Source organism: Erwinia aphidicola (genome assembly GCF_024169515.1).
In the GTDB taxonomy this organism is placed as follows: domain Bacteria; phylum Pseudomonadota; class Gammaproteobacteria; order Enterobacterales; family Enterobacteriaceae; genus Erwinia; species Erwinia aphidicola.
Genome location: NZ_JAMKCQ010000001.1, coordinates 1,001,651 through 1,026,370, shown reverse-complemented (window position 1 = coordinate 1,026,370; position 24,720 = coordinate 1,001,651). Strand labels below are relative to the sequence as shown.

26 protein-coding genes are annotated in these 24,720 nt (G+C 57.1%); 8 read left to right on the top strand and 18 right to left on the bottom strand.

Annotation, left to right across the window (positions count from 1 at the left end):
* Window positions 1–60: 60 nt before the first annotated feature.
* The 7 genes from J2Y91_RS04700 to J2Y91_RS04670 all read right to left on the bottom strand — a co-directional run bounded on the left by J2Y91_RS04700 (window position 61) and on the right by J2Y91_RS04670 (window position 5,059).
* Complete coding sequence (locus tag J2Y91_RS04700) at window positions 61–693, bottom strand: tetratricopeptide repeat protein (RefSeq protein ID WP_187497689.1); 633 nt, start codon at window positions 691–693, stop codon at window positions 61–63.
* Window positions 690–1,496, bottom strand: a complete 807-nt coding sequence (locus J2Y91_RS04695) for an SDR family oxidoreductase (protein ID WP_253537421.1) — start codon at window positions 1,494–1,496, stop codon at window positions 690–692. The genes J2Y91_RS04700 and J2Y91_RS04695 overlap by 4 nt, the downstream gene beginning before the upstream one ends.
* Window positions 1,483–2,148, bottom strand: a complete 666-nt coding sequence (locus J2Y91_RS04690; protein WP_253537418.1) for an iron-containing redox enzyme family protein — start codon at window positions 2,146–2,148, stop codon at window positions 1,483–1,485. The genes J2Y91_RS04695 and J2Y91_RS04690 overlap by 14 nt, the downstream gene beginning before the upstream one ends.
* Window positions 2,148–3,584: an AMP-binding protein gene (locus J2Y91_RS04685; protein WP_253537414.1), complete on the bottom strand. Its 1,437-nt coding sequence runs from the start codon at window positions 3,582–3,584 to the stop codon at window positions 2,148–2,150. The genes J2Y91_RS04690 and J2Y91_RS04685 overlap by 1 nt, the downstream gene beginning before the upstream one ends.
* Window positions 3,575–4,219 carry a thermostable hemolysin gene (locus tag J2Y91_RS04680; RefSeq protein WP_133622710.1) on the bottom strand — a complete coding sequence of 215 codons (645 nt, stop codon included), beginning with the start codon at window positions 4,217–4,219 and terminating at the stop codon, window positions 3,575–3,577. The genes J2Y91_RS04685 and J2Y91_RS04680 overlap by 10 nt, the downstream gene beginning before the upstream one ends.
* A 71-nt stretch (window positions 4,220–4,290) precedes the next feature.
* Window positions 4,291–4,848, bottom strand: coding sequence for a cytochrome b/b6 domain-containing protein (locus J2Y91_RS04675; protein ID WP_253537411.1), 558 nt, complete (start codon window positions 4,846–4,848; stop codon window positions 4,291–4,293).
* A gap of 37 nt (window positions 4,849–4,885) precedes the next feature.
* Complete coding sequence (locus J2Y91_RS04670; RefSeq protein WP_187498163.1) at window positions 4,886–5,059, bottom strand: hypothetical protein; 174 nt, start codon at window positions 5,057–5,059, stop codon at window positions 4,886–4,888.
* Between the two features lie 9 nt (window positions 5,060–5,068).
* Between J2Y91_RS04670 and J2Y91_RS04665 the strand changes: the two genes are divergently transcribed.
* Window positions 5,069–5,971 carry a LysR family transcriptional regulator gene (locus J2Y91_RS04665; RefSeq protein ID WP_048914588.1) on the top strand — a complete coding sequence of 301 codons (903 nt, stop codon included), beginning with the start codon at window positions 5,069–5,071 and terminating at the stop codon, window positions 5,969–5,971.
* A gap of 53 nt (window positions 5,972–6,024) precedes the next feature.
* Here the strand turns inward: J2Y91_RS04665 and J2Y91_RS04660 are convergent, their stop codons facing one another.
* On the bottom strand, window positions 6,025–6,333 hold the full coding sequence (locus J2Y91_RS04660; RefSeq protein WP_048914589.1) for a putative quinol monooxygenase: 309 nt from the start codon (window positions 6,331–6,333) through the stop codon (window positions 6,025–6,027).
* 37 nt (window positions 6,334–6,370) lie between these two features.
* On the bottom strand, window positions 6,371–6,952 hold the full coding sequence (locus J2Y91_RS04655; protein WP_187498162.1) for an NAD(P)H-dependent oxidoreductase: 582 nt from the start codon (window positions 6,950–6,952) through the stop codon (window positions 6,371–6,373).
* 146 nt (window positions 6,953–7,098) lie between these two features.
* Between J2Y91_RS04655 and J2Y91_RS04650 the strand changes: the two genes are divergently transcribed.
* Complete coding sequence (locus tag J2Y91_RS04650) at window positions 7,099–7,869, top strand: transporter substrate-binding domain-containing protein (protein WP_429240645.1); 771 nt, start codon at window positions 7,099–7,101, stop codon at window positions 7,867–7,869.
* 43 nt (window positions 7,870–7,912) lie between these two features.
* Here the strand turns inward: J2Y91_RS04650 and J2Y91_RS04645 are convergent, their stop codons facing one another.
* The 5 genes from J2Y91_RS04645 to J2Y91_RS04625 form a co-directional block, all read right to left on the bottom strand.
* On the bottom strand, window positions 7,913–8,776 hold the full coding sequence (locus J2Y91_RS04645) for a ketose-bisphosphate aldolase (protein WP_048914591.1): 864 nt from the start codon (window positions 8,774–8,776) through the stop codon (window positions 7,913–7,915).
* A 143-nt stretch (window positions 8,777–8,919) separates the two neighbouring features.
* Window positions 8,920–10,011, bottom strand: coding sequence for a PTS fructose transporter subunit IIC (locus tag J2Y91_RS04640; protein ID WP_048914592.1), 1,092 nt, complete (start codon window positions 10,009–10,011; stop codon window positions 8,920–8,922).
* Between the two features lie 22 nt (window positions 10,012–10,033).
* Complete coding sequence (locus J2Y91_RS04635) at window positions 10,034–10,348, bottom strand: PTS fructose transporter subunit IIB (RefSeq protein ID WP_048914593.1); 315 nt, start codon at window positions 10,346–10,348, stop codon at window positions 10,034–10,036.
* 18 nt (window positions 10,349–10,366) lie between these two features.
* A complete protein-coding gene (locus J2Y91_RS04630) occupies window positions 10,367–10,837 on the bottom strand; it encodes a PTS sugar transporter subunit IIA (RefSeq protein ID WP_048914594.1) in 471 nt (156 codons plus the stop codon).
* A gap of 21 nt (window positions 10,838–10,858) precedes the next feature.
* Window positions 10,859–12,433, bottom strand: a complete 1,575-nt coding sequence (locus tag J2Y91_RS04625; RefSeq protein WP_253539457.1) for a BglG family transcription antiterminator — start codon at window positions 12,431–12,433, stop codon at window positions 10,859–10,861.
* Window positions 12,434–12,878: 445 nt separating this feature from the next.
* Here J2Y91_RS04625 and parC point away from each other — a divergent pair, with 445 nt between their 5' ends.
* The 3 genes from parC to ftsP all read left to right on the top strand — a co-directional run bounded on the left by parC (window position 12,879) and on the right by ftsP (window position 17,499).
* Entirely contained in the window at window positions 12,879–15,155 is a 2,277-nt protein-coding gene (gene parC / locus J2Y91_RS04620; RefSeq protein WP_048914596.1) for a DNA topoisomerase IV subunit A, read from the top strand.
* 51 nt (window positions 15,156–15,206) lie between these two features.
* Window positions 15,207–15,944 (top strand): 1-acylglycerol-3-phosphate O-acyltransferase, encoded by a 738-nt coding sequence (locus tag J2Y91_RS04615; RefSeq protein WP_048914597.1) that lies wholly within the window; start codon window positions 15,207–15,209, stop codon window positions 15,942–15,944.
* 139 nt (window positions 15,945–16,083) lie between these two features.
* Window positions 16,084–17,499, top strand: coding sequence for a cell division protein FtsP (gene ftsP, locus J2Y91_RS04610; protein WP_048914598.1), 1,416 nt, complete (start codon window positions 16,084–16,086; stop codon window positions 17,497–17,499).
* A 110-nt stretch (window positions 17,500–17,609) separates the two neighbouring features.
* Here ftsP and dkgA read toward each other — a convergent pair whose 3' ends face one another.
* A complete protein-coding gene (gene dkgA / locus J2Y91_RS04605; RefSeq protein WP_133622717.1) occupies window positions 17,610–18,434 on the bottom strand; it encodes a 2,5-didehydrogluconate reductase DkgA in 825 nt (274 codons plus the stop codon).
* An 86-nt stretch (window positions 18,435–18,520) separates the two neighbouring features.
* Window positions 18,521–19,678, bottom strand: a complete 1,158-nt coding sequence (gene yqhD, locus J2Y91_RS04600) for an alcohol dehydrogenase (RefSeq protein ID WP_048914600.1) — start codon at window positions 19,676–19,678, stop codon at window positions 18,521–18,523.
* A gap of 174 nt (window positions 19,679–19,852) precedes the next feature.
* On the opposite strand from yqhD, the gene J2Y91_RS04595 reads away from it, so the two are divergent.
* A complete protein-coding gene (locus tag J2Y91_RS04595) occupies window positions 19,853–20,746 on the top strand; it encodes an AraC family transcriptional regulator (protein WP_048914601.1) in 894 nt (297 codons plus the stop codon).
* A 15-nt stretch (window positions 20,747–20,761) separates the two neighbouring features.
* On the opposite strand, the gene J2Y91_RS04590 is transcribed toward J2Y91_RS04595, so the two are convergent.
* Both J2Y91_RS04590 and metC read right to left on the bottom strand, forming a co-directional pair.
* Window positions 20,762–21,418: a DedA family protein gene (locus tag J2Y91_RS04590; protein ID WP_048914602.1), complete on the bottom strand. Its 657-nt coding sequence runs from the start codon at window positions 21,416–21,418 to the stop codon at window positions 20,762–20,764.
* 217 nt (window positions 21,419–21,635) lie between these two features.
* Window positions 21,636–22,853 carry a cystathionine beta-lyase gene (gene metC / locus J2Y91_RS04585; protein ID WP_133622719.1) on the bottom strand — a complete coding sequence of 406 codons (1,218 nt, stop codon included), beginning with the start codon at window positions 22,851–22,853 and terminating at the stop codon, window positions 21,636–21,638.
* 248 nt (window positions 22,854–23,101) lie between these two features.
* Here metC and exbB point away from each other — a divergent pair, with 248 nt between their 5' ends.
* Together exbB and exbD are read left to right on the top strand one after the other, a co-directional pair.
* On the top strand, window positions 23,102–23,830 hold the full coding sequence (gene exbB, locus J2Y91_RS04580) for a tol-pal system-associated acyl-CoA thioesterase (protein WP_099753684.1): 729 nt from the start codon (window positions 23,102–23,104) through the stop codon (window positions 23,828–23,830).
* Window positions 23,831–23,835: 5 nt separating this feature from the next.
* A complete protein-coding gene (gene exbD / locus J2Y91_RS04575) occupies window positions 23,836–24,258 on the top strand; it encodes a TonB system transport protein ExbD (protein ID WP_099753685.1) in 423 nt (140 codons plus the stop codon).
* Window positions 24,259–24,720 lie beyond the last annotated feature (462 nt).

Here is a 24,720-nt window from a genome sequence, read left to right as displayed (position 1 = left end):
CTTCGTAGCCGCATTAACAGCCAGCCCGAAGTGGGAACCCCCCTTCGGGCTGAGTTTTTATTATTCGCCGGCCAACCTGGCCAGATCGCGCTGAATATCGCTTTGGCGACCGCTATCCGCAATCTCTCTTCCCGGGCGTGGCGCTGCCCGTTGCGCTTTTTCCAGATAGGATCGGGCTAACGCCTTATTACCCTGTTTGAGTTGGAAATCGCCATAAAAGTAATTGGAATCAATCCCATCAGGGTTGATCGCCAGAGCCTTCTTCAGCAGTTCATCGGCTTTATCATTATCCCCAAAAGCCACTGGCCAGCCCGGCACCTGATAGTAAAGTGCGCCCAGGCTGGTCCAGGCCGATCCCTGAAGTGCATCTGGCTCCAGTGCGATGGCTTTTTCCAGACTGCTGCGCGCCTGTTTGACCAGGCTGAGCGCTCCCAGTCCGCCTTTGGCCCCCGCCCAGCTGCTGTCAATGATAGCTGACCAGATAAGCAGATCGGCCTGTTGGTCATTTCTGGCGCTGGAGGCCTGATGCGCTTTTTCACTGAGTGCCGTAAAGCAGGCGACTTTCTGATCTTCAAGCGTGCGGTACTGGCAAACGGACCAGCCTTGCTGCAATTCAGTGAGGGGGGCCGCTGCCTGAGAGAGCGCAGGCAGTGAAATAGCGATAGTCGCGACAAAGATATTCAACGCCTTCATTTTACCGCTCCTTTTTCCGACTGGCGGGCAAAGTGATTAATGGCTGACATTTTCTTAGCTAACGCACTGTCGACCAGCGAAGGAAACAGAGCATTAATTTTAACAAACAGACGTTCTGCCAGTCCGAGACGCAGACGCTTACGCTGTTTTTCCAGCGCAAATACGATTTTGCTGGCAACAAATTCCGGCGAATCCACACCATTTTTCAGCGAGTGGTTCAGGGCGTTGGCAGAGGCGGAATTGAACCCGGTGCGGGTGGCACGCGGGGCGACGTAAAGTACGGACAGGCCAGACGAGCTAAGCTCTCGCCCCAGCGCTTCAGAAAAGCGATGAAGCGCCGCCTTGGTGGCACTGTAAACGCTATAGCCCGGATGGCCAATCTCACCGAGGATAGACCCCACATTCAGGATGATACCGTCGGCATTAAACTGTCGGGCTAACGCCCGGGTCAGTAACAGTGGGAGTTCGACATTGGCGCGGATCTGCTCGCGGATGTCGCTGTACGACTGTTCGTCAAACAGAGCGAAGCAACTGGTGCCGGCATTATTGATCAGCACATCCAGGCGTGAACTGCCCCAGAATGTCTCCGTCAGATTCTGAATTTCCTCGTCGCTGTAACTGTTCATCACCACCACCCGGTGGTGTGCCCGATGCGGAAGCCGCTCGCAAAGCTCAGTCAGAGCCGCTGCATTGCGACCAACCAGCCACAGCCGGGCCCCCTTTTGTGCCAGGCTCATCGCCAGCGCCTGACCAATACCGCCGCTGGCGCCTGTCAGCACGATATTTTTATTATGCAGATTCATAAGTCGGTTCACTCAGTTGAGACAGCATATCGCCATACAGGGAATAGACCCGACGTGCGGTATGGATAATCGCCTGCTGGTCTTCTGGTGAGGTCACGCGATCCATCAGTGATTCAAAGAATTTCAGGTGCTCCATATCGAGCGCACCGTGGGAACGCAAATAGGTTGTTGCACCCTCCGCCAACCCTAGCGACTGTTGCAGCGCCTCGGCGATGGGGGTGGCAATCACGACGCTGGTGCCCTCCAGCACCTGAACCATGCCAAATATACTCATGGGGTTCACGCGCTCAATGCGGTGATAAAGATAGGCGATCATCAGCTCGATGGCCTTTTCAGGCTGGCCGTTTCTGACGCGTTCAACATCGCCGCCGCAGTGCTGGATATCATTGAGTATCCACTCCTGGTGGCCATACTCTTCCTCAATATATTCTGCCAGCGCACCGCGCACCCACTCATGCGAGGCGGGTAGCCGGCTTCCGGCGCACATCAGTAGCGGTACGGTATGGCTAACGTGGTAGTAAGCCTGAGTCAGGAAGGCGATATACATTTCACGGGTGACCGCGCCCTGGCTGCAGTGGGCAATCACCGGAGTTGAGAGCATTTTTTCGCGCGCAGAACGGGTCTGCTCCTGAAGAGTCTGGTAGAAGGACATTATGACGCCTCGCTATAGCTGAGAATCTGTTCATGGAATAATTGCCAGATGGCATCGCGCCGTGGCCGACCGTTGGGGGTTAATACCGCCGGCGATGAGATCGTCGGCGTAAACAAAAGGTGATGCAGCTGGGCGTAATCGGGTAACCGCTGCGACAGCTGGTGCAGCTGCGCGCGCGCGGCCTCCTCCATGCCCGGCATCGCATCGACCAGTGCAACATTGGTGGCCAATCCTTCACCAAAGATCACCAGCCGGCGCACGGCAGGGCAAACCATCGCTTCCGCCTCAATCCATTCCGGTGAAAAATTACGGCCAAAGGCGGTAATTTGGACGTTTTTTTTGCGTCCGGTGATGTGAACAAATCCCGCCTCATCAAGATGAGCGATATCGCCGCTGCATACAGCGCCATGCTGAAGCGAACCGTTGAGATAGCCGAGGGCGTTTGCCGGGCTGTCAATGACCAGCTCTCCACGATTGTTAAGCGCTGCACTGATGCCCGGAAGCAGCCTGCCCGCGCTGCCCGTTTGATTGCTGCCAGGCAGGTTAAGGCTCACCACAGAGCCACATTCAGACAGGCCATAGCCCTCAAAGACAGGAAGCCCGAGCTGTTGCGCCTGCTCGAGAAGGGCTGATGAAATCTTAGCGCCCCCTGCGGCAACAAAACGCAGTGAGGCGGTACAGACCGGCTGCTTCAGATGTAACTGATAAAGCACGCGAATCAACTCAGGCACCAGAACCAGGCTTTGTGGCTGCCAGCGCGTCAGCGCCTGCGCGAAGCTGGCAGGATTAAACTGGCTGGATCCTTCAAAACCGATCATTGCAGGAGGCAGGACAATCGTTTCAACCCCTAAGCAGAGCGGAATATAGATGCCACACAGGTTTTCGAGCAGCGTGCACAGAGGCAGCGTCACCATATGGCGCTGCAGGGAGAGAGGGCGCATTTGCATGGCGAGGGTATGCGCACTCCAGCTCATGCCTGCAAGACTGAGACAGACCCCCTTTGGTTCACCGGTAGTTCCCGAGGTGTAAGTGATTTTTGCCGTTTCCGCAGGCAGCTCGGTGGCCGCCTCAACCCGGCGAATCTGCAGCTCACCGAGAGTGGAGGCCGCACGGGTCCAGCCTGAACGCCGTTCTCCCCCGACGATGGCATCTGCCATGCAGGATTCGAGCAGCCAGCTCTGCTGGGTACTGGAAAAAAAAGGCGGTACGGGTATGCAGACAATCCCGCTATGAATGCAGGCAAGATCGAAGATGGCCCATTCAGCGCTGTTATTACCGGCCAGTGCAAGGCGGCGTATGTTTAAGGCTGAAAGCTGTGCCGCGATACTGAACACGGCATCACGGTACTCTCGCCAGTTCCAGCTGCGGCTCTCGTTGGTCAGAGCGGGCTGTTCGGGGCGCTGATCTGCCCACTGTTCAAGCAGCGTTATAAGCATGCTGTACTCCCCGGACAGGACCATGGCGCGTCTGGCAGCGTGGCAAACAGGCTAAAAAGCAGACTGCTCTGGCTAAGCGTTGACTGGCCGCCAGCGAGCTCCCCCACCATGACCTGTGGCTGATACTGATAGTAGCTACCCCACCTGTCGCGGCTGCCGCGCAGGCGTTCAGGGTGAGCATCGCTTAACAGCACAGGGCTAAGGCGCAGGCGTGAAAAGATATTGCGAATTTTATGGGTCCCGGTAAAAACAATGTGTGTGAAGTGATAGCGATTAAGCAACAGACAGACAGCGGCATACATCACCCTTGCGGATGCCCCGTCGCTGGCGGCGAAATTCCCCACTTCAACGAGGGTATTGCGCGCGATCTCCTGCGGGAAATGGTCAGACATCAGCACTTCAACAGGGGCGTCGAGATACTGCTCCAGATAGAGCGGCCCTGCGCCAGCCAGCCGGATACCGCAGGCAGCGTTAAGCTCCCCTTGTGCGTCATGCAGACTCAGTAGCCAGGGCATACATTCTGTTAACTGGGCGTTATACGTCTCACGATATTTTTCGCGAATAAAAATACTGGTATCGTTAATTTCCTGGCCGCCATTACACCACTTCAGGCTGTAGGGAGAGTGTATTTTCACAGGATTACCTCATTTTCTCTTTTATAAATTGAGTTGCATTGAGAGCTGATGAATTAGGCTGTTTTCTAACTTCAGCGTTGAAATAGCTTACTGTTGAGAAAAATATGAAGTAATCCCATGGCTCCATGAGCGAAAAAATAGATTTCAACAAACGTTGTCAGATTTTTATGCCAGTGCATCACGCTATGCGCCAGCGGGTTTTGCGCAGCATTCAAGAGAAACCAGATCCCCCCGGAAAGGGCAACGCCCAGCAGTGACAGCACGCCCAGCCCCTGAATGGTGGCAGCGATACCTCCTGAATGGGCTTCAGGCAGACGCAGGCGCTTCAGCGTGGCGATATCTTGCGCAATGTCGCTAAAATCAAAATGTAACCAGGAAAAATAATAGCGCGCACCGCGCTGCGCTAACATCCAGCCCAGCATGATGACGCCCAACACAATAAGAGAGAACCCGGAAATAACATGCATCCAGGTGATAATACTCGTCAGGCCTTTCTCATCCAGCGCTTCACGCTCAGTAAAATTAGAGTTAATAATCTGCGCAAGGATCATCAGCGCAACGAGAATATGCAGGCCGCGAAAAAATGGCGCATCTGCGTGCGGTAGCGAGATTCTGATTGCTTTGCTCATAAGATTTTTCCCGTTAATTTTATTTTTCTGACTGATGCTAGCGATTGTGCCAGGGAATTATTAAATTAACCTTAATGAAAAAATGCATGATGATATTTATTCCTGCAAAAAACTGCTGCCGGGTATCAGCCGGGATGGCAATTTTTTTATCAACCTCTGTTAGAATTGATGCGCCATTCGCATCCAGTTGGGTGCGCTCTTCTAACCACAAGGCCCTCTCGTGAAAATCACCCTTGAAGAGTTACGCGCGTGGGTGGTGGTGGTCGACACCGGTTCGATCACCGCTGCTGCAGACCAGCTAAACCAGACCACCTCCGGCATCAGCCGTGCGCTGAGTCGCCTGGAGAGCAAGCTGCAGACCACGCTGCTGCACCGCACCACCCGCCGTATTGCGCTGACTGAGGAAGGGCAGATCTTCCTGGAGCACGCCCGCCAGATTATTCGTTCGGTAGAGACCGCCGAAGAGCAGATCGCCCAGCGGCGAGAAATCCCTTCCGGGCGCCTGCGCGTCAATGCCGCCACGCCGTTTATGCTGCATGTGATTGTGCCGCTGATGGCGGAGTTTTCACGCCGCTACCCGCTGATCCAGCTGGAGTTAAATACTGATGAGGTGGTGATCGACCTGCTGGAGCAGCAGACCGATATCGCTATCCGCATCGGCGACCTGCGCGACTCCACCATGCACGCGCGCGCGCTCGGCAGCAGTAAGCTGCGGCTGATGGCCAGCCCGGACTATCTTGCCCGCCACGGTACGCCGCACAGCGTGGCAGATATGGTGGAGAATCATCAGCTGCTGGGCTTTAGCAATCTCGATCAGCACAACGTCTGGCCGGTGTGGCGTTCGGAAGGGGTGTTTTTGCAGATCAAACCGACGGTGTTTGCCTCCAGTGGCGAAACGCTGCGCCAGCTGGCGGTTAACGGCATGGGGATTACGCGTATTTCTGATTTCCTCAGCCGCGAGGATCTGGCTGAAGGCCGGTTAATCCCGGTGCTGGTTGCTGAAACGCACGAGATGCGCCATCCCATCCATGCGGTTTACTACCGCAACAGCACGCTGTCGACGCGCATCAGCTGTTTTCTGGACTACCTCAGCGAACAGTTCGCCAGCAAAACGCTGTTATAGGATGTTCAAGGGCCGACCGAAAAAGAAGGTTGGCCCCTACCTGATGCGAGGGTTTAAAACGCCGGCTCTAAGACGAAAATCTTCACATCAACCACATCATGCTTAATCGCCGTGCGGTGGCGTTCCATATGGTCGGCCTGCTGGTGCTGCTCAAGGTGGCGCAGCGACTCCCAGTGCTCAACCATAAAGATCGACTCCGGCGAATGCTGCTTCCACGGCACCTGGGCTTTGTGGTCGATCAGCGTCTGATAGCTGCCGCAGCCCTCTTCAGCCAGCACGGTTGGCGTTAACGTCTCTATCGCCTGCAGAACAGCAGTACGGCGGCCTGGCTTGATACAAATTTCCGCAATCACGGTCAGCATACTGTTTTCCTTCTTACTCGAATGGGCGAACTACCAGTTAAGCAAAAATTTCGCTCAGATGAGTCCGATAGCGTGCGATATCCCCGGCAATATCCGGCTGTTTGATCACATCGTTACAGATAAAGGTCGGCAGACCGTCCATGCCAAGGAACTGGTTGGCTTTGTGGAAGTGCAGATACAGGCCGTCGACGCCGACGCCCTCGAAGAACTGCTCAGGGTCGGTAAACGCCTGCAGCGGTGCATTCCAGGTGAGGGAGAGCATATAGTTTTTACCCTGCAGCAGGCCGCCTGAACCATATTTTTTCGCCGCGTCGGAGCGGGTCCGGCCATCGCTGGCGTACAGTTTGCCGTGACCTTCGGTAAACACTTCGTCGATGTATTTTTTCAGCGTCCACGGTTCGCCCATCCACCAGCCCGGCATCTGGTAAATGAGGGTATCGGCGGCGAGGTATTTTTCAATTTCGTCCGCGACCACATACCCGTCGTCGACCACGGTGACATCGACCTGGTGACCGGCATCGCGCAGGAAGCTGGCGGCAACGTTGGTCAGGGTATGGTTTAACTCGCCTTTAGAGTGGGCGAAGGCTTTACCGGCATCAATAATTAAAATCTGGCTCATGAATTTCTCTCAGCTGTGTGCAATTTCTGTGAGTCTACCGGAGGACAGCGCCGGGAAAAATGTGGTATCAATCACAATACTCTTGCGTTTTAAGCAACAATGCAGGGAACAGGACCGACAGTGATAACAACAATGAGAGAAAAAGCATGATGATGAAATCCGGGGTGGTCATCGCCCTGATGCTAGTGGCAGGTAGTGCCAGCGCCCAATCGCGCCTCGACCGCGTGATGCAAAGCAAGACCTTAACCGTGTGTACTACCGGGGATTATAAGCCTTACACCTACCTGCGCCCGGACGGCAGTTACGAAGGCATTGATATCTCACTGGCGCAGTCGCTGGCGAAAAGCCTCGGTGCGGAAGTGAAGTGGGTGCCGACCAGCTGGAAAACCATGACCCCCGATTTTATCGCCAAGCAGTGTGACGTGGCGCTGGGCGGCGTATCGGTGACGCTGAAGCGCCAGCAGACGGCGTGGTTTGCTAACCCGCTGGACACCGACGGCAAAATCCCGCTGGTGCGCTGCACCGATAAAAAGAAATACCGCACCGTTGAGCAGATGAACAAAGCGTCGGTGCGCCTGATCGAACCGGCGGGCGGCACCAATGAGGCCTTTGTTCATGCGTATCTGCCGCAGGCAAATCTGACGTTATTCCATGACAACGTGACGATTTTCCAGCAGCTGGTAGATAAGAAAGCCGATGTGATGATCACCGATGCATCGGAAGCGCTGTACCAGCAGAAGCGTTTTCCGCAGCTGTGCGCGATCAACCCGGATAAGCCGCTGCAGTACGGCGAGAAGGCGTGGATGCTGCCGCGTGATGATATCAGCTGGAAGATGTACGTTGACCAGTGGCTACACCTCAGCAAAGCCACCGGTGAGTATCAGCAGGTTGTCGGGCAGTGGTTAGCCGCCAAATAATCTGACAGGGTCGGGCTTGCCCGACCCTGGATTCACTTCCCGGTTAACGATACAGATCCGCTTTCCCGGCCGAGCCAAACAGCGACATCTTGTAGGCGATCACCTCTTTTGCCGCCTGGATCGGCTGCGGATAGATCACGTTCGGATCCCACCACGCCTCAAGGCTTAAGATCTCACGCGCTTTGGCAAAGTAGGCATACTTCATATCGCTGGAGATGTTGATCTTGCCAACGCCGAGCGTCACCGATTCGGCGATCTCCGCATCCGGGTTCGCCGAGCCGCCGTGCAGCACCAGCGGGATCGTCACGCGCTGCGAGATATCGCGCAGAATATGCATCTGCAATTCCGGCTTGAGATCCTTCGGATAGATGCCGTGCGCGGTACCAATGGCCACCGCCAGCGTATCGACGCCGGTGCGCGCGACAAAATCCTCCGCCTGTGCCGGATCGGTGTAGATCACTTTACTCACGCCCCCCTCTACCGAGGTGCCGGTATCGCCAATGGTGCCCAGCTCGCCCTCCACCGAGATCCCCACCGCGTGCGCCAGCTTTACCACCTCCTGCGTCAGCGCCACGTTCTCTTCATACGGCAGCAGCGACCCGTCGATCATCACCGAGGTAAAGCCGCACCGAATGGCGCGCTGCACGTGCTCAACCGACGCGCCGTGGTCGAGATGGATCACAAACGGGATGCGGCTGCGCAGCGTGCGCTCGCGCACGTAGCCAAAGAACTCATCGGTCACGAACTCCAGCTCGCTGGGGTGGATGGAGATAATCGCCGGGCTGTTGCTGGCTTCGGCCTGCTCAACCACCGCGCGGATAAAGCAGCTGTCGGCGACGTTAAACGCCCCAATGGCGAAGCGGTTTTCACGGGTGGGTTTTAACAGTTCGTGCATTGACATCAACATGGTCTATTTCCTCAGGGTCAGATTTCAGGCAAGACTTTCCTGCACCAGTGACGGGTCACTGACGGAATGCAGGGCGAACGGAAAAAATTAACGGTGACGCTTTACGGGCAGAGCGGGAGCCGCAGAGAGGCTCCAGCCCCACTTCATTCCAGGGTAAATTTAATGTCTTCGTCGCGCACGCTGGCGTCGTCCACGTCGTCGAACTCTTCATCCGCCGCCGTCACCGGCTTCTTCAGCAGCGACAGCATCACGCCGCAGATGACCGTGCCGATGCCCAGCGCCAGGCAGAACAGCGCGGGTTTGGTGAACAGCGGCACCACAAACATTCCGCCGTGCGGTACCGGTGCCTCCACGCCCCAGACCATGATCAGCCCGCCAGCGATGGCCGAGGCAACGACGCAGCTGCCGACCACGCGGAACAGGTCGCGGGCGGCAATCGGGATCACCCCTTCGGTGATCAGGCAGATGCCCATCGGGAACGCCGCCTTCAGCGCCTCTTTCTCTGCCCGGGTGTACTTGTTGCGCGTCAGCAGGAAAGAGAGGGTGATGCCAAACGGCGGGATCATTGAGCCGACAAACTTCACCGCTTCCGGCCCGTAAATGCCGTCGACCAGCATGCCGTCAGCGAAGAGCGACATGGTTTTGTTTACCGGCCCGCCGAAGTCGAAGGTGGCCATTGCGCCGAGGATAGCCCCCATCAGGAAGCGGGAACCGCCCTGCATCGACTCCAGCAGGTGGTACAGCGCTTTCTGCAGCCAGGCGATCGGCTGGCCAATCAAGGTCATCATCAGCAGCCCGGCGATAATGGTGCTGAGTACCGGCAGGATCATCACCGGCATCAGCCCCTGCATTGAAGCAGGCAGTTTGATGGTGCGCCGCAGCAGCAGCACGGTGTAACCGACCAGGAATCCGCCGAGGATGCCGCCGATAAACCCGGTGCCGATCTGTCCGCAGATAAAGCCGACGATCAGTCCCGGCGCAAAGCCGGGGCGGTCGGCAATCGACCAGGCAATGGCAGCCGCGATCAGCGGCACGATCAGCCCCATCCCCCAGCCGCCAATTTGATTCAGCATCCAGGCGATAGTCCCCGGGTGTTTCCCCACGTCCGGCCCGCCGATCACCTGGCCAAGCGCAATACAGATCCCGGCGGCGACGATCAGCGGGATCATCCACGAGATGCCGGTCAGCAGATGCCCCTTTATCTCTTGTCCTATGTTGCTGGTTTGCGTACGCATAGTGATTTCCCCGAATGACGGTTCAGGCGCGCTCTAACGAGCCGGCCACTTTTTCCAGGAATTTCACCGGGGACTTGATCACGATATCGGTTTTGACCCGTACCACCGGCTTGCCTTTGAAACGCTCTTCGCCGTTGATTTTGATATCCACCGCGAGGATCACCACGTCAGCGGCGGCGATATCCGCTGCGCTCAGGGCATGCTCGGTGCCGATGGTGCCCTGGGTCTCCACCAGGATGTCGAAGTTGAGCGCTTTCGCGCCCTTAATCAGTTTTTCACGCGCGATGTAGGTATGCGCGATGCCTGCGGTGCAGGCGGCAACACAAACGATTTTCATGATGTGCCTCGCTTCTTATTAACAGAGGTCTGTTTCCGCGTACTGGCTGAACAGTTGGATAATGCTGTCGGCATCCTGCTCCTGTAACAGTTGGGCAATCACCTCATCATCGGCCAGCGCGCAGGCCACCTGAGACAGCAGGCGAATATGCGTGGTGTTTTGATCCTCCATGCGTACCGCGAACAAAATAATGCAGCGCACTTCGCTGCCGTCGAGCGTTTCCCACGGAATATCGGCGCGGGTGCGGCCGATAGCCAGGGTGGTCTGCTTCACCGCCAGCGATTTGCCGTGTGGAATGGCGATATGATTTTCAAAGCCGGTGGAGCCCTCTGCTTCACGTAAATAGACGTCGTGAATAAAATCCTCTTTTGAGGTCAGGGCGCCATCCGCATACAGCAGGTCGGTCAGTTCACGGATCGCTTCATCTTTACTGCGGGCGTTCATGTCTAACTTGACGCGCCGGGCGCTGAGAATCTTATTAATATCCATCGGCAAACCTCTTTAAAAACGTTATGAAAAGGCGTGTTCACACGCCTTGATGCGATCGGAAGCCAGCAGCAGTTTGCTGGCGATAACTCTTTCGGTGACGCGCTTGATATCGTCATCGTTAAAAAAGGCCGAAACATACACCACCGGCAGCGGCAGCTCGGCCAGATGAACGGTAGAGATCACCAGCTCAATATCCTGCTGCTGGCAGTGCTGCGTCACGGTGCTGGCGGAGACCACGCCAACGATCGTCCAGTCGGGGAAAGCGCGCAGAATGCGGCTTTTCAACAGGTGTGAGGTGCCGACGCCGCTGGAGCACACCACCAGGATGCGCTTGTGGGCAATTTGCCGCTCCAGCGCGGCCTGAAAATGCACCGTCAGATAGCCCACTTCATCGTCGGCAATGTCAGCCAGCTGGAAGCGCTGGCAAACGCGATGAATGGCGTGGCCCGTCAGCTGATAGATATCCGCCAGCTCCTGTTTAATATCTTCCAGCAGCGGATTACGAATGCGGATGTGATATTTCAGGCGGTTCAGCAGCGGCTTAATGTGCACCAGTAATCCTTCGTGCAACAGGCGGTCATCGCGCAGGTCAATATTAATTACCTTGGAAAAAGTGGCGATTAAATCCAGCGTTAAACGGCGTGATTCACTGTTGGATAGCTGGCAGTACAGTGGCGGATTATTTTCACTCTCCTCAATGACAATGCCGGAGGAAATAATATATTGATAAACAAACCACACTTCATCGCGTGGCAGGATATTACCAATACGCCGTTCGATGTGATTAACCATCTGCTGCGCGATATTAAAAATAGCCTCATCCGGCTGCTGATTAATATTCTCTTCATTGAGAATAAGCGGGTTACCTAAAGACATGCGGTGCATCATAATTAAAATATGGGTAAACAGATTGATGTAATAAGGTTCACCCAGCGGGTAGCCCAGCTGCTGCTCCATCTGCTGCAGGATCTGCTGCACATACAGCACCTCCTCCTCGCCGAAATAGTGCGTCAGGGCTTTATAGCTGCCGGGGTCGAGGCGGGAATGATTGACGCTGCCCGGCTCCTGATAGTTCATCACATCGTTAATCAGCGTGGCCATCGCCTGGCGGATATGATTTTCGCTGCCCTCAATATGCGTTCCGCTCTGGCTGCGCACCAGCGTCAGGCCGAGCGGGGCAATCCAGCTCTCAATCATCTTCAGGTCATTGACGATCGAGGCGCTACTGATGAAGTAACGTTCGGACAGTTTACTGATGGAGGTTTCGCGCGGCGTATCGCTCAGCAGCTGCGAAGCAATTTTCACCCGGCGCGAATTGTTTGCCAGCGCTTCAGCGCCGCCGTCTTCCGGGGTGATGAGCTGCTCCAGCAGCATCAGGCGCTGGCTATCGTCGACCAGCAGCATAATGCCGCTGCCAATTTTTTTATCGCTGGCGATATTCCACTCGGCCAGCATCTCTTCGATAAACTGGATATCGCGATGGACCGTCTTTTCCGATACCGCCAGCAGCTGGGCGATATTTTTAACCGGAACATACTCCTGATGTTGCAGCAGGTACTTAAGTAATTTGTTTTGTCGGGAGCTAAGTATTTGCATCATATCACCCTTTTTTTGCCCGTTCGGCGGTGTCTTATTGTTAATAGATTCTCATGTTTTATTCATTCACCGTGCCGGACTGAATTTATCTGGCGCCAACTTATGATGATGAATTTAGTCGCTGCGGGGAAAGGGGGCAATACTAAAGGTTGTCCGTCAGGCGGGACAAAATTAAAACGATCCCGCAAGAGGTAATTATTTGGGAGGGAGATCACATTAATCCATTTCTGAATAAATGTGATCGCGTTCTCATATTATTTTCATGAATGATTATAGCGGGCATAAATTACATTTTTCGCTCGTTAGCGACAATTTGTGGCTGACAGCACGGCTTAACCGCTGATCCCTGTGACAGACCCTCACCAGATAAGGTACTATCCTCGCCAAACTTACCGCTGTGTGGCGCCTTGCCCTTAACGCGCCGCGAAGTGAGGAAAAGAGAACAATGAGTGACCTGACGCAGGATGGCGCAGAGCGCCTTCCCCTGCACACCTTTACCGAAGATGCGTACCTGAAGTACTCCATGTACGTCATCATGGACCGTGCGCTTCCTTATATCGGCGATGGCCTGAAACCGGTTCAGCGCCGCATTATTTACGCCATGTCCGAACTGGGCCTGAGCAACAGCGCCAAATTTAAAAAATCGGCACGTACCGTCGGTGACGTGCTGGGTAAATACCATCCGCACGGCGACAGCGCCTGCTATGAAGCGATGGTGCTGATGGCGCAGCCGTTCTCCTACCGTTATCCGCTGGTCGATGGCCAGGGCAACTGGGGGGCACCGGACGATCCAAAATCCTTCGCCGCGATGCGTTACACCGAATCGCGCCTGTCGAAGTATGCGGAAGTGCTGCTGGGCGAACTGGGTCAGGGTACCGTTAACTTCGTACAGAACTTCGATGGCACCATGCAGGAGCCATCCATGCTGCCGGCGCGCCTGCCGAATATTCTGCTGAACGGCACCACCGGCATCGCGGTCGGCATGGCAACGGATATTCCGCCGCACAACCTGCGCGAAGTGGCGAAAGCCGCCATCACGATTATCGATAACCCGAAAACCACGCTTGATGAGCTGCTGGATATCGTGCAGGGGCCGGACTATCCGACCGAGGCCGAAATCATCACGCCGCGCAATGAAATCCGCAAAATCTACCAGAGCGGTCGTGGCTCGGTGCGTATGCGCGCGGTGTGGAAAAAAGAGGATGGCGACGTGGTGATCACCGCGCTGCCGCACCAGGTTTCCGGTGCGCGCGTGCTGGAGCAGATTGCCACGCAGATGCGCAATAAAAAGCTGCCGATGGTGGAAGATCTGCGGGATGAATCCGATCACGAGAACCCGACGCGGCTGGTGATCGTGCCGCGCTCTAACCGTGTGGATATGGATCAGGTGATGAACCACCTGTTTGCCACCACCGATCTGGAGCGCAGCTACCGTATCAACCTGAATATGATCGGCCTGGATAACCGCCCGGCGGTGAAAAACCTGCTGGAGATCCTCTCCGAATGGCTGGTGTTCCGCCGTGATACGGTGCGCCGCCGCCTCAACTATCGTCTGGAAAAAGTGCTCAAGCGCCTGCATATCCTTGCCGGTTTGCTGGTGGCCTTCCTCAATATTGATGAAGTCATCCACATCATCCGTAGCGAGGATGAGCCGAAGCCGGTGCTGATGTCGCGCTTCGACATTTCAGAGACCCAGGCCGAAGCGATCCTCGAACTGAAACTGCGCCATCTCGCCAAACTGGAAGAGATGAAAATTCGTGGTGAGCAGGATGAGCTGGAGAAAGAGCGCGCCCATCTGGAAGCGCTGCTGGCCTCCGAGCGCAAAATGAATACCCTGCTGAAGAAAGAGCTGCAGGCCGACAGCGATGCCTACGGTGACGATCGTCGTTCCCCGCTGCGCGAGCGTGAAGAAGCGAAAGCGATCAGCGAAAATGAGCTGGTGCCGTCTGAGCCAGTCACGATTGTGCTGTCGCAGAGCGGCTGGGTACGCAGCGCCAAGGGGCACGATATCGACCCGACCGGCCTGAGCTACAAAGCCGGTGACAGCTTCCGCGCTGCCGCACGCGGCAAGAGCAATCAGCCGGTGGCCTTTATCGACTCCACCGGGCGCAGCTACGCGCTCGACCCGGTCACGCTGCCTTCGGCACGCGGGCAGGGTGAGCCGCTGACCGGCAAACTCACCCCGCCGCCGGGCGCAGTGGTGGAGCAGGTGCTGATGGAGAATGACGATCAGAAACTGCTGATGGCTTCCGACGCCGGTTACGGCTTCGTCTGTACCTTCAGCGATCTGGTCTCGCGCAACCGCGCCGGTAAAGCGCTGCTGAGCCTGCCGGAAAATGCCAAAGTGATGACGCCGATGGCGATCCACAGCAATGACGATCTGCTGCTGGCGATCACCACTGCCGGACGGATGCTGATGTTCCCGGTGGGCGACCTGCCGCAGCTGTCGAAGGGCAAGGGCAACAAGATTATCTCAATCCCTGCGGCGCAGGCCGCTTCGGGTGAAGACAAACTGGCCTGGCTGCTGCTGCTGACGCCGCAAAGCGACATCACGCTGTACGTGGGCAAGCGCAAGCTGACGCTGAAAGCTGCCGATTTGCAGAAATTCCGCGCCGAACGCGGCCGCCGTGGCACCCTGTTGCCGCGCGGCCTGCAGCGTATCGACAAGGTAGAAATCGAAGGGCCGGTGCGCGCTGCTCCGGTGGATGACAGCGAAGAGTAACGACGGCGGCCTGCATGCGGGCCGCTGCCTTTAAGTGACGACGAGGTTTTGATGCTTGCTATTTTACGTACCATCATCGTGGTGGTGTACTCGATTCTGCTGTGTGTCTTTGGCTGTATTTACTGCCTCTTCAGCCCGCGTAACCCGCGCCACGTGGCAACCTTTGGCCACCTGTTTGGCCGTCTGGCGCCGGTCTTTGGCCTGAAGGTGGAGCTGCGTAAGCCGCAGGGCGCAGAGAACTATCCGAATGCAATTTATATCTGTAACCATCAGAATAACTACGACATGATCACCGCTGCCGCGATTGTGCAGCCCACCACGGTGACCGTGGGCAAAACCAGCCTGCTGTGGGTGCCGTTCTTCGGCCTGCTGTACTGGCTGACCGGTAACCTGCTGATCGACCGTGATAACCGCGCTAAAGCGCACGGCACCATCGGCGAGCTGGTGGCGCAGTTTAAGAAGAAGAAGATCTCATTCTGGATGTTCCCCGAAGGGACGCGCAGCCGCGGCCGCGGCCTGCTGCCGTTTAAAACCGGTGCCTTCCACGCGGCCGTCGCGGCTGGCGTACCGATTATTCCGGTCGTGGTCTCCAACACCCACGGCAAAATTAAGCTCAACCGCCTGAAAAACGGCCTGGCGATTGTCGAAATGCTGCCGCCGGTGGATACCGCAGCCTTTGCCGACCAGTCGGTGCGTAAGCTGGCGACCCACTGTCGCGAGCTGATGGCGGCTAAGCTGGATGAATTAAATGCCGAAGTGGCCGAGCGCGAAGCCGCAGGTAAACTATAAATTAACGCAGTGGCCGCACTGGCGGCCAGGCTGACCGCGAAAAACGGCAGCACAGGACGCGGCAGCACAGCCCGCGCACAATGATAAAAAATGGAATACGGCCACTGCGGTGGTCGGTTTTTTGGCTTACGGAGTGGGTATGTCCTTCAGTCGTCGTCAATTTATTCAGGCATCGGGCCTTGCCCTGTGCGCTTCTGCCTTACCCTTCAGCGCCCGCGCAGCGGGGCCGGGTAATCCCTTACCTGTTCCTCCGCTGATTGAATCCCGCCGTGGGCAGCCGCTGTTTCTGACGCTGCAGCGCAGCCACTGGTCATTTGATGGCAACAGCAAAGTGCCGGTATGGGGCGTTAACGGCCTGTACCTGGGCCCGACGGTGCGCGTCTGGGCGGGTGATGACGTGAAGCTGATCTACAGCAACCGCCTGAATGAGCCGGTGGCCATGACGGTCAGCGGCCTGCAGGTGCCGGGGGCCCTGATGGGCGGCGCGGCGCGCATGATGTCGCCGGGCGTTGACTGGGCGCCGGTGGTGCCGATCCGTCAGCCTGCCGCGACCTGCTGGTATCACGCCAACACGCCGAACCGTATGGCACCCCACGTCTATAACGGGCTGGCCGGGATGTGGCTGATTGAAGATGAAGTGAGTAAGTCCTTACCCGTGCCGAACCACTACGGCGTCGATGACTTCCCGCTGATTATTCAGGATAAACGTCTCGACAACTTTGGTGCGCCGGAGTACGACCCGCCGGAAAACGGCGGCTTTATCGGCGATACGCTGCTGGTCAACGGTATTCAGAATGCTTATGTGGAAGTGTCGCGCGGCTGGGTGCGCCTGCGCCTGCTGAATGCTTCGAATGCCCGGCGCTATCAGCTGCGGATGAGCGACGGTCGCCCGTTCAACGTGATTGCCAGCGATCAGGGCTTCCTGCCTGCGCCGGTGGCGGTTGAGCAGCTGTCGCTGGCCCCGGGCGAGCGGCGGGAGATCCTGGTGGATATGTCGCAGGGGGATGAAGTGTCGATCACCGCCGGGGAAGCCGCCGGCGTCATGGATCGCCTGCGCGGGTTCTTTGAGCCATCCAGCATTCTGACCTCGACGCAAATACTCAACCTGCGGCCCACCGGGCTGCTGCCGTTAGTGACCGATAACTTACCGATGCGCCTGCTGGCGGATCAGATGATTGAAGGCGCGGTCAGCCGCACCCGTGAATTCCGCCTTGGCGATTCCGTACCGGGTATCAACGGCGCGCTGTGGGATATGAACCGCACTGACGTGCAGGCGCAGCAGGGCAGCTTTGAACGCTGGATTGTCCATGCTGACACGCCGCAGGCGTTCCATATTCAGGGCGTGATGTTCCTGATTAAAAACGTCAACGGGGCGCAGCCAATGGCGGAAGATCGCGGCTGGAAAGATACGGTGTGGGTGGATGGCAGCGTTGAGCTGTTTGTCTCCTTCCCGCAGTCAACCTCGGAGCATTTCCCGTTCACCTATTACAGCCAGACGCTGGAGATGGCGGATCGCGGGACGGCGGGGCAGCTGGCGGTGAATCCAACGTTGTAATAAATGATGCGGGCGGACCGAAAAAAAGGGTCCGCCCCTACACGTTGACCCCGGACTTAAGCGTAGGGGGCGACCCTTTTTTCCGGTCGCCCCTTCTGGCGGTCTGTCAATTAATTCAATTCATCCGGGTTCGGGCCCAGACGATTGCCCCGATCTAATTTGGCAATTTCGCTAATTTCCGGTTTTTCCAGACGGAAATCAAACACCTTGAAGTTCTCTTCAATACGCGATGGCGTGACCGATTTCGGGATCACCACCAGGCCACTATCGAGGTGCCAGCGGATGACGATCTGCGCCGGAGTCTTGCCATATTTTTTCGCCAGGTGCTTAATCACCTCCTGATCGAACACCCCTTTACCGCCCTGAGCCAGCGGGCTCCATGATTCGGTCTGGATCTGGTGCATGGCATTCCACGCGTGCAGCGTGCGCTGTTGCAGCATCGGGTGCAGCTCCACCTGATTGACGACCGGGCTGACGCCAGTTTCATCCAGCAGGCGCTTGAGATGCGCTTCCTGGAAGTTACAGACGCCGATGCTTTTGGTCAGCCCCTGCTGCTGTAGCTTGATCATCGCTTTCCATGCTTCAACGTAGTTATCTTTCTGCGGGCAGGGCCAATGCATCAGATAAAGATCGACGCTGTCCAGCTGCAGTTTCTTCAGGCTGGTTTCCATCGCGCTTTCGGCATTAAGCTGATCGTCATTCCACAGTTTGGTGGTGACAAAAATATCCTCGCGTGCCACGTCGGTCTCTTTCAGCGCCTGGCCAATGCCCTCTTCGTTCTTGTAGATGGCGGCGGTATCTATGGAGCGGTAGCCCACTTCCAGCGCTTTCACGGCGGCGGCGCGCGCGTCGTCAATCGTGGCCTGCCAGACGCCCAGCCCCAGCTGCGGCATCATGTTGCCATCGTGCAGTTTAATCATCGGTTGATCGGCCATGTTAATCTCCTTTTCAGCAAGTTACCGCCGCTCAGCAGCGGTAGATGTGATCAAGTCTAGTTGAATCACAGACGAATGCCGGGCGATTAGGAGGCATCCTGGTAGATACGGCGGCTGACGTCGAGGGTGATATCCTGGCGCTCGCCCAGCGCGGTCAGGCCTTTCTCTTCCAGTTTTGCCAGCAGCGCCGGGATTGAGGAGCCGTCGAGCTGATAATCGCTAAAGCGCGTCGGCACGCCCATTTGTTCGAAGAAGCTGCGGGTGGCGGCAATCGCGCCATCGATACGCCGGTCCTCGCTGCCTTCGTTGATTCCCCAGATGCGTTCAGCGAACTGCAGCAGCTTCTCGCGCTTGGTATCGCGCTTAACGTTCATCAGCGACGGCAGTACAATCGCCAGCGTCTGAGCGTGATCGAGCCCGTGCAGCGCGGTGAGTTCATGGCCGAGCATATGGGTGGCCCAGTCCTGCGGCACCCCGGCGCCAATCAGGCCGTTAAGCGCCATGGTGGCACTCCACATCACGTTGGCACGCACGTCGTAGTTTTCCGGCTCGGCCAGCGCGCGCGGGCCTTCCTCAATCAGCGTCAGCAGCAGGCCTTCGGCGAAGCGGTCCTGCACGCGGGCATCAACCGGGTAAGTCAGATACTGCTCAATGGTATGCACAAAGGCATCGACCACGCCGTTAGCAATCTGGCGCGGCGGCAGGCTGTAGGTGTAAACCGGGTCGAGCACGGCAAAGCGCGGGAAGACGTGGTTATTGCGAAACGCCTGCTTGTCGTGGGTCGCACGGCGGGTGATAACCGCGCTGCGGTTGGACTCCGAACCGGTGGCGGGCAGGGTCAGCACTGAGCCAATCGGCAGCGCTTGTTCAATCTCTGCTCCGCCGGTTTGCAGAATATGCCACGGGTCCTGCGGGTAGAACGCTGCTGCGGCAATAAACTTGGTGCCGTCCAGCACCGAGCCGCCGCCGACCGCCAGCAGGAAGGTGATCTTCTCGCGCTTCACTACCTCCACCGCCTGCATCAGCGTTTCATAGCTCGGGTTCGGCTCAATTCCGCCAAACTCCTGCACGTCAAAACCCTGCAGCGCGCTGTAAACCTGGTCCATCACGCCGTTGTTTTTCACGCTGCCGCCGCCGAAGGTGATCAGCACTTTGCTGTCAGCGGGGATCTCAGCGGCTAAATGGGCAATCTGGCCCTGGCCAAACAGAATGCGGGTCGGCGTATGCAGTACAAAATTATTCATGTCGATAATCCTGGTGAGTGGCGGCGGCAAAGTCCGAGATTGATTGTGAGCAGTGCTGCTGCTTTGCTCAATGCACATTTCTGCCTGTTTCTTGCCTGATCCTCCAAAGGGCTGGAGAATTCGCAGGCGGCAGGCGATGATATCGTCACTGTTTTTTCAGCAGCGGGAATCTCTATGGATCGTAAGGCAATCTGCGCCCGACTGGCGCAACAGGTTATTGGGCTGGTTACTCAGGATAAAACCCGCGTTGCCCCGGTGCCGGGCATCAGCCTGATCTATGCCGACCAGCACTGGGCGCGCCAGCCGGTGATGTACCAGCCTGCCATTGTCATCCTGTTTCAGGGGCAGAAAACCGGCTACCTTGGCAGCAGCGTGTTCAGCTATGACGCCACCAAATATCTGATGCTAACCGTGCCGCTGCCGTTCGAATGCGAAACCTTTGCCACGCCGGAAGCGCCGCTGGCCGGGCTATCGCTGCGCGTTGATGCGCTGAAGCTACAGGATCTGCTGATCGACATTGGCGATGACGACGGTTTCCACCCGGAGCCGCAAACCCGCGGCATCCACTCGGCGCTGCTGACGGAAGAGATGCTGTGCGCCACCGAGCGCCTGCTGGACGTGATGAAAGACCCGCGCGATGCCCGCGTGCTCGGGCCGCAGATCGTGCGCGAAATTCTCTACCACGTCCTGCAGGGGCCGTGCGGCGGTGCGCTGCTGGCGCTGGTGAGCCGCCAGACGCAGTTCAGCCAGATAGCCAGGGCGCTGCGGCGCATCGAGCACCATTTCACCGACAGCCTGAGCGTGGATCTGCTGGCGGCGGAGGCGAATATGAGCGTCTCCGCGTTCCACCACAACTTCAAGGCGGTGACCAGCACCTCGCCGTTGCAGTATCTGAAAAGTTACCGCCTGCACCAGGCGCGCATGATGATGTTACAGGAAGGGATGAAGGCCAGCGTGGCGGCGATGAAGGTCGGTTATGAGAGCGCATCGCAGTTTTCCCGCGAGTTTAAGCGCTATTTTGGCGTGACGCCGGGCGAAGAGATGACGCGCATGCGCCAGAGCGGTTAAGCAAAAAGCCCGGATTCACCGGGCTTTTTTTCTGCGCATCACCAGCGCAATACTGCCAATAAGACCGATGGAGAGCATCACCAGCGGCAGCACCATCAGGCAGGCCATCACCTGGTCTTCATGGCGTTTAATAAACGGTACCTGGCTAATGGCATAGCCGAATCCCACCAGAATCAGCACCCACAGCAGACCGCTCAGCCAGTTGAACAGCTGGAAACGGGTGTTCTTTAATCCGGCAATCCCGGCAAGGGTGGGCAATATGGTACGGACAAAAGCCAGGAAGCGGCCGACCAGCAGCGCCATCAGGCCGTGGCGGTTGAACAGGTTCCATGCCCGCTGGTGATACTGAGCGGGCAGGTGCATAAGCCAGCCCTGAACCATTTTGGTGTTGCCCAGCCAGCGCCCCTGCAGATAACCCAACCAGCAGCCGAGGCTGGCAGCGGTAGTCAGGATCAGCAGCGTGGGGATAAATGCCATCGCCCCTTTGGCGATCATCGCCCCTGCCAGCAGCAGCAGGCTGTCACCGGGCAGAAACGCCGCGGGCAGCAAGCCGTTTTCCAGCAGCAGCGTCAGAAACATAATTCCGTACACAATCCAAATCACGTCCGGATTGGCCAGCGCGGCGAAATCCTGATGCCACAGCGCCTGAACAATCTCGTGTAATACACCCATTAGTTATCCCGTAACCTGCATAGCCTTGATACTTGACGCCACAGCTGCATTAGCTGCGTACGAACACCCAGGTGACTGACTTCTGTAAGCTCCCGGGGATGCGCGTACTTGCCGCCTTGCCGTCACGCCAATTATTTTGGCTATTGAAATTTCGCTGTCCATTGTAGCTGCAATTTCGCTTCAACACCTTGATCAAAGGCGCGAAGCCGGGAGGCTATTAACACTTTGTTGAAGCTTTAGGGCATGACTGGCTTAAGCGTGCAAACCCGACAGCAAGGTCGTCAATCAGATCGTCGACGTTTTCCAGCCCGATATGCAGGCGCACCAGCGTGCCGCTGAAATCAATGCCGCCCGCGGGACGGATCGCCGCCAGCTCTTCCGGCTGGTTCGCCAGAATCAGCGACTCATAGCCGCCCCACGAGTAGGCCATGCTGAAATGGCTGAAGTTGTCGAGGTAGTGTGCCAGCTGCTCGCGGCTCAGCTTCGCCTTCAGTACAAAGGAGAACAGACCGCTGCTGCCGCTGAAATCACGCTGCCAGAACTGATGTCCTTTGCACTGTGGCAGCGCCGGGTGGTTGACCACCGCCACTTCCGGGCGTTCGGCCAGCCAGTTGGCGACGCGAATGCTGCTCTCTTCATGCTGACGCAGGCGCACTGCCAACGTGCGCAGGCCGCGGCTGGTCATATAGGCGGTGTCGGCATCGACCATCTGGCCCATCAGGTAGGAATTCTCGCGCAGCTGCGCCCAGCAGCGCGCGTTGGCGACGGCGGTGCCGATCATCGCATCCGAATGGCCGATCAGATATTTGGTTCCGGCCTGGATCGAGATGTCCACCCCGAAGTCCAGTGCGCGGAACAGGATCCCGGCACCCCAGGTGTTGTCGATCATGATGATCGCATCCGGCGCTTTGCTGCGGATCGCCGCGACAATGGCTGGAACGTCCTGCACTTCCATGGTGATCGAAGCCGGAGATTCGAGGAACACCACGCGCGTATTGGGCTGCACCAGCTCGGCGATTTCGCTGCCCGCGCTGTGATCGAACCAGGTGGTCGTGACATTCATTTTACTGAGGATTTTTGTGCAAAAATCCTGAGTCGGCTCGTACACGCTGCCGCTCATCAGCACGTTATCCCCCGCGCAGACAAAGGCGAGGATAGCGTTGGCTACCGCCGCTGCACCACAGGGATAGAGCACACAGCCCGCGCCGCCTTCCAGCTCGGTCAGCGCCTCCTGCAGGGAGAAGTGGGTGAGGGTGCCACGACGCCCGTAAAAGAGTTCGCCGTCGGCACGCCCGGCGGTGGCGCGTTTTTTATCGGCCACGCTATCAAACACCAGCGATGATGCGCGCTGGATAATCGGATTAACCGAGCCTTGCGTGTAGCGTTTAGCGCGTCCGGCCGCGATCAGCGCGGTTTCAATTTTTTTGCTGCTCATAAATACCCGTATGATTTTTTGCCCTGTTTCAACGTTAACACGCCAGCCTGCCGCGCGGTATGCAGCCTGCGGATAAGTGATAAAAATTCATTATCGCTGCGACAGCGCAGCGCGGGAGATAAAAAAATGTGCAAAAAATGTCCATTAAGTTGTAAATAGTAATGAGAACTACTATCAATTCCCGGCTGTTTTGGTATGATCCGCACTGAATTTTTCCGCTATCGGCTATTAGACGTTGGAGACACAGCGTGACAAATGATTTGATGCAGATGGACCTTTCCGTCTGGGGCATGTACCAGCATGCAGACATCGTGGTGAAAGCGGTGATGATTGGCCTCCTGTTGGCATCGGTTGTCACCTGGGCCATTTTCTTCAGCAAAAGTATCGAACTCAGCGCGGCACGCAAGCGCCTTAAGCGCGAGCAGCTGGCGCTGGCCAACGTGCGTTCGCTGGAAGAGGCCAGCCAGACCTGTGCCGGTTTTAAAGGCTTTAGCCTGAGCACGCTACTGGTAAAAGAAGCGGAAAACGAGCTGGAGCTGTCTGCAGGCTCTGATGACAACAACGGTATTAAAGAGCGTACCGGTTTCCGCCTTGAGCGCCGCGTCGCGGCCATCAGCCGTCATGCCGGTCGCGGTAACGGTTTCCTTGCCACCATCGGGGCTATCGCACCGTTCGTCGGTCTGTTTGGTACCGTGTGGGGCATTATGAACAGCTTTATCGGCATCGCTCATACGCAGACCACTAACCTCGCCGTGGTTGCGCCGGGTATTGCGGAAGCGCTGCTGGCGACGGCGGTGGGCCTGATTGCTGCTATCCCTGCAGTGGTTATCTATAACGTCTTTGCCCGCACCATTGGCAGCTACAAAGCTTCTCTCGGTGACCTGGCCGCCCAGGTTCTGCTGCTGCAGAGCCGCGACCTTGACCTCGCCGCCAGCGCACCGCGCGTTCAGCCCGCACAGAAACTGCGGGTAGGTTAAGCACTATGGCAATGCGATTAAACGAAGATCTCGATAACAACGGTGAAATGCATGAAATCAACGTGACGCCGTTTATCGACGTCATGCTGGTGCTGCTGATTATCTTTATGGTCGCCGCGCCGCTTGCCACCGTTGACGTGCGCGTCAATCTGCCTGCCTCCACCAGTGCGCCACAGCCGCGCCCGGAAAAGCCGGTTTATCTGTCTATCAAAGCCGACAAGCAGCTGTTTATTGGCAATGATGCGGTAACCGAAGAGACGCTGGTCGATGCACTGACCAAACAGACCGAAGGTAAGAAAGACACCACGATTTTCTTCCAGGCCGATAAGTCCGTCGATTACGCAACGCTGATGGGCGTGATGGATAAACTGCGTCAGGCGGGATATCTGAAGATTGGTTTGATGGGTATGGAAACTGCCGGGAAATAATCCCGTGTAATGGGTCGACCAAAACGGTGGTCGCCCCCTGAGGTCTCCCCAGAAATAACTTCCATCGCTAAACGTCCGCAAACCGGTCTGAGCTCAGCCTGAGCACGCCGGAACGGCAAAAGACGCTCCCTGCGGGCCTCGGCACGCGGCATCCCTGCCGCGTGACGTCCGGCTTACCTCAGGCCAAGCTCATCCCCCACTATCATCGTGCTCGCTGTGGGTTTAAACCGCGACGCTGCGGCTTTGGGTGCAAGGAGGGAGGGCTGATTGCAGCAGGCCCACGGCCAGGGATGGCCGTGAGCCAGGCTACAGGGATGTATTGATGCCGGTGCGGAAAGCAGCCCTCCCTCCTGAAACCTGCCACCTCTCATCCAGCGATAAAATTCAGAACGATTTTTTGTGGGGATCCCTCAGTGGTCGCCCCCTACATGCCCGGATCGCAGGGGCCGATCGTATTGTGAT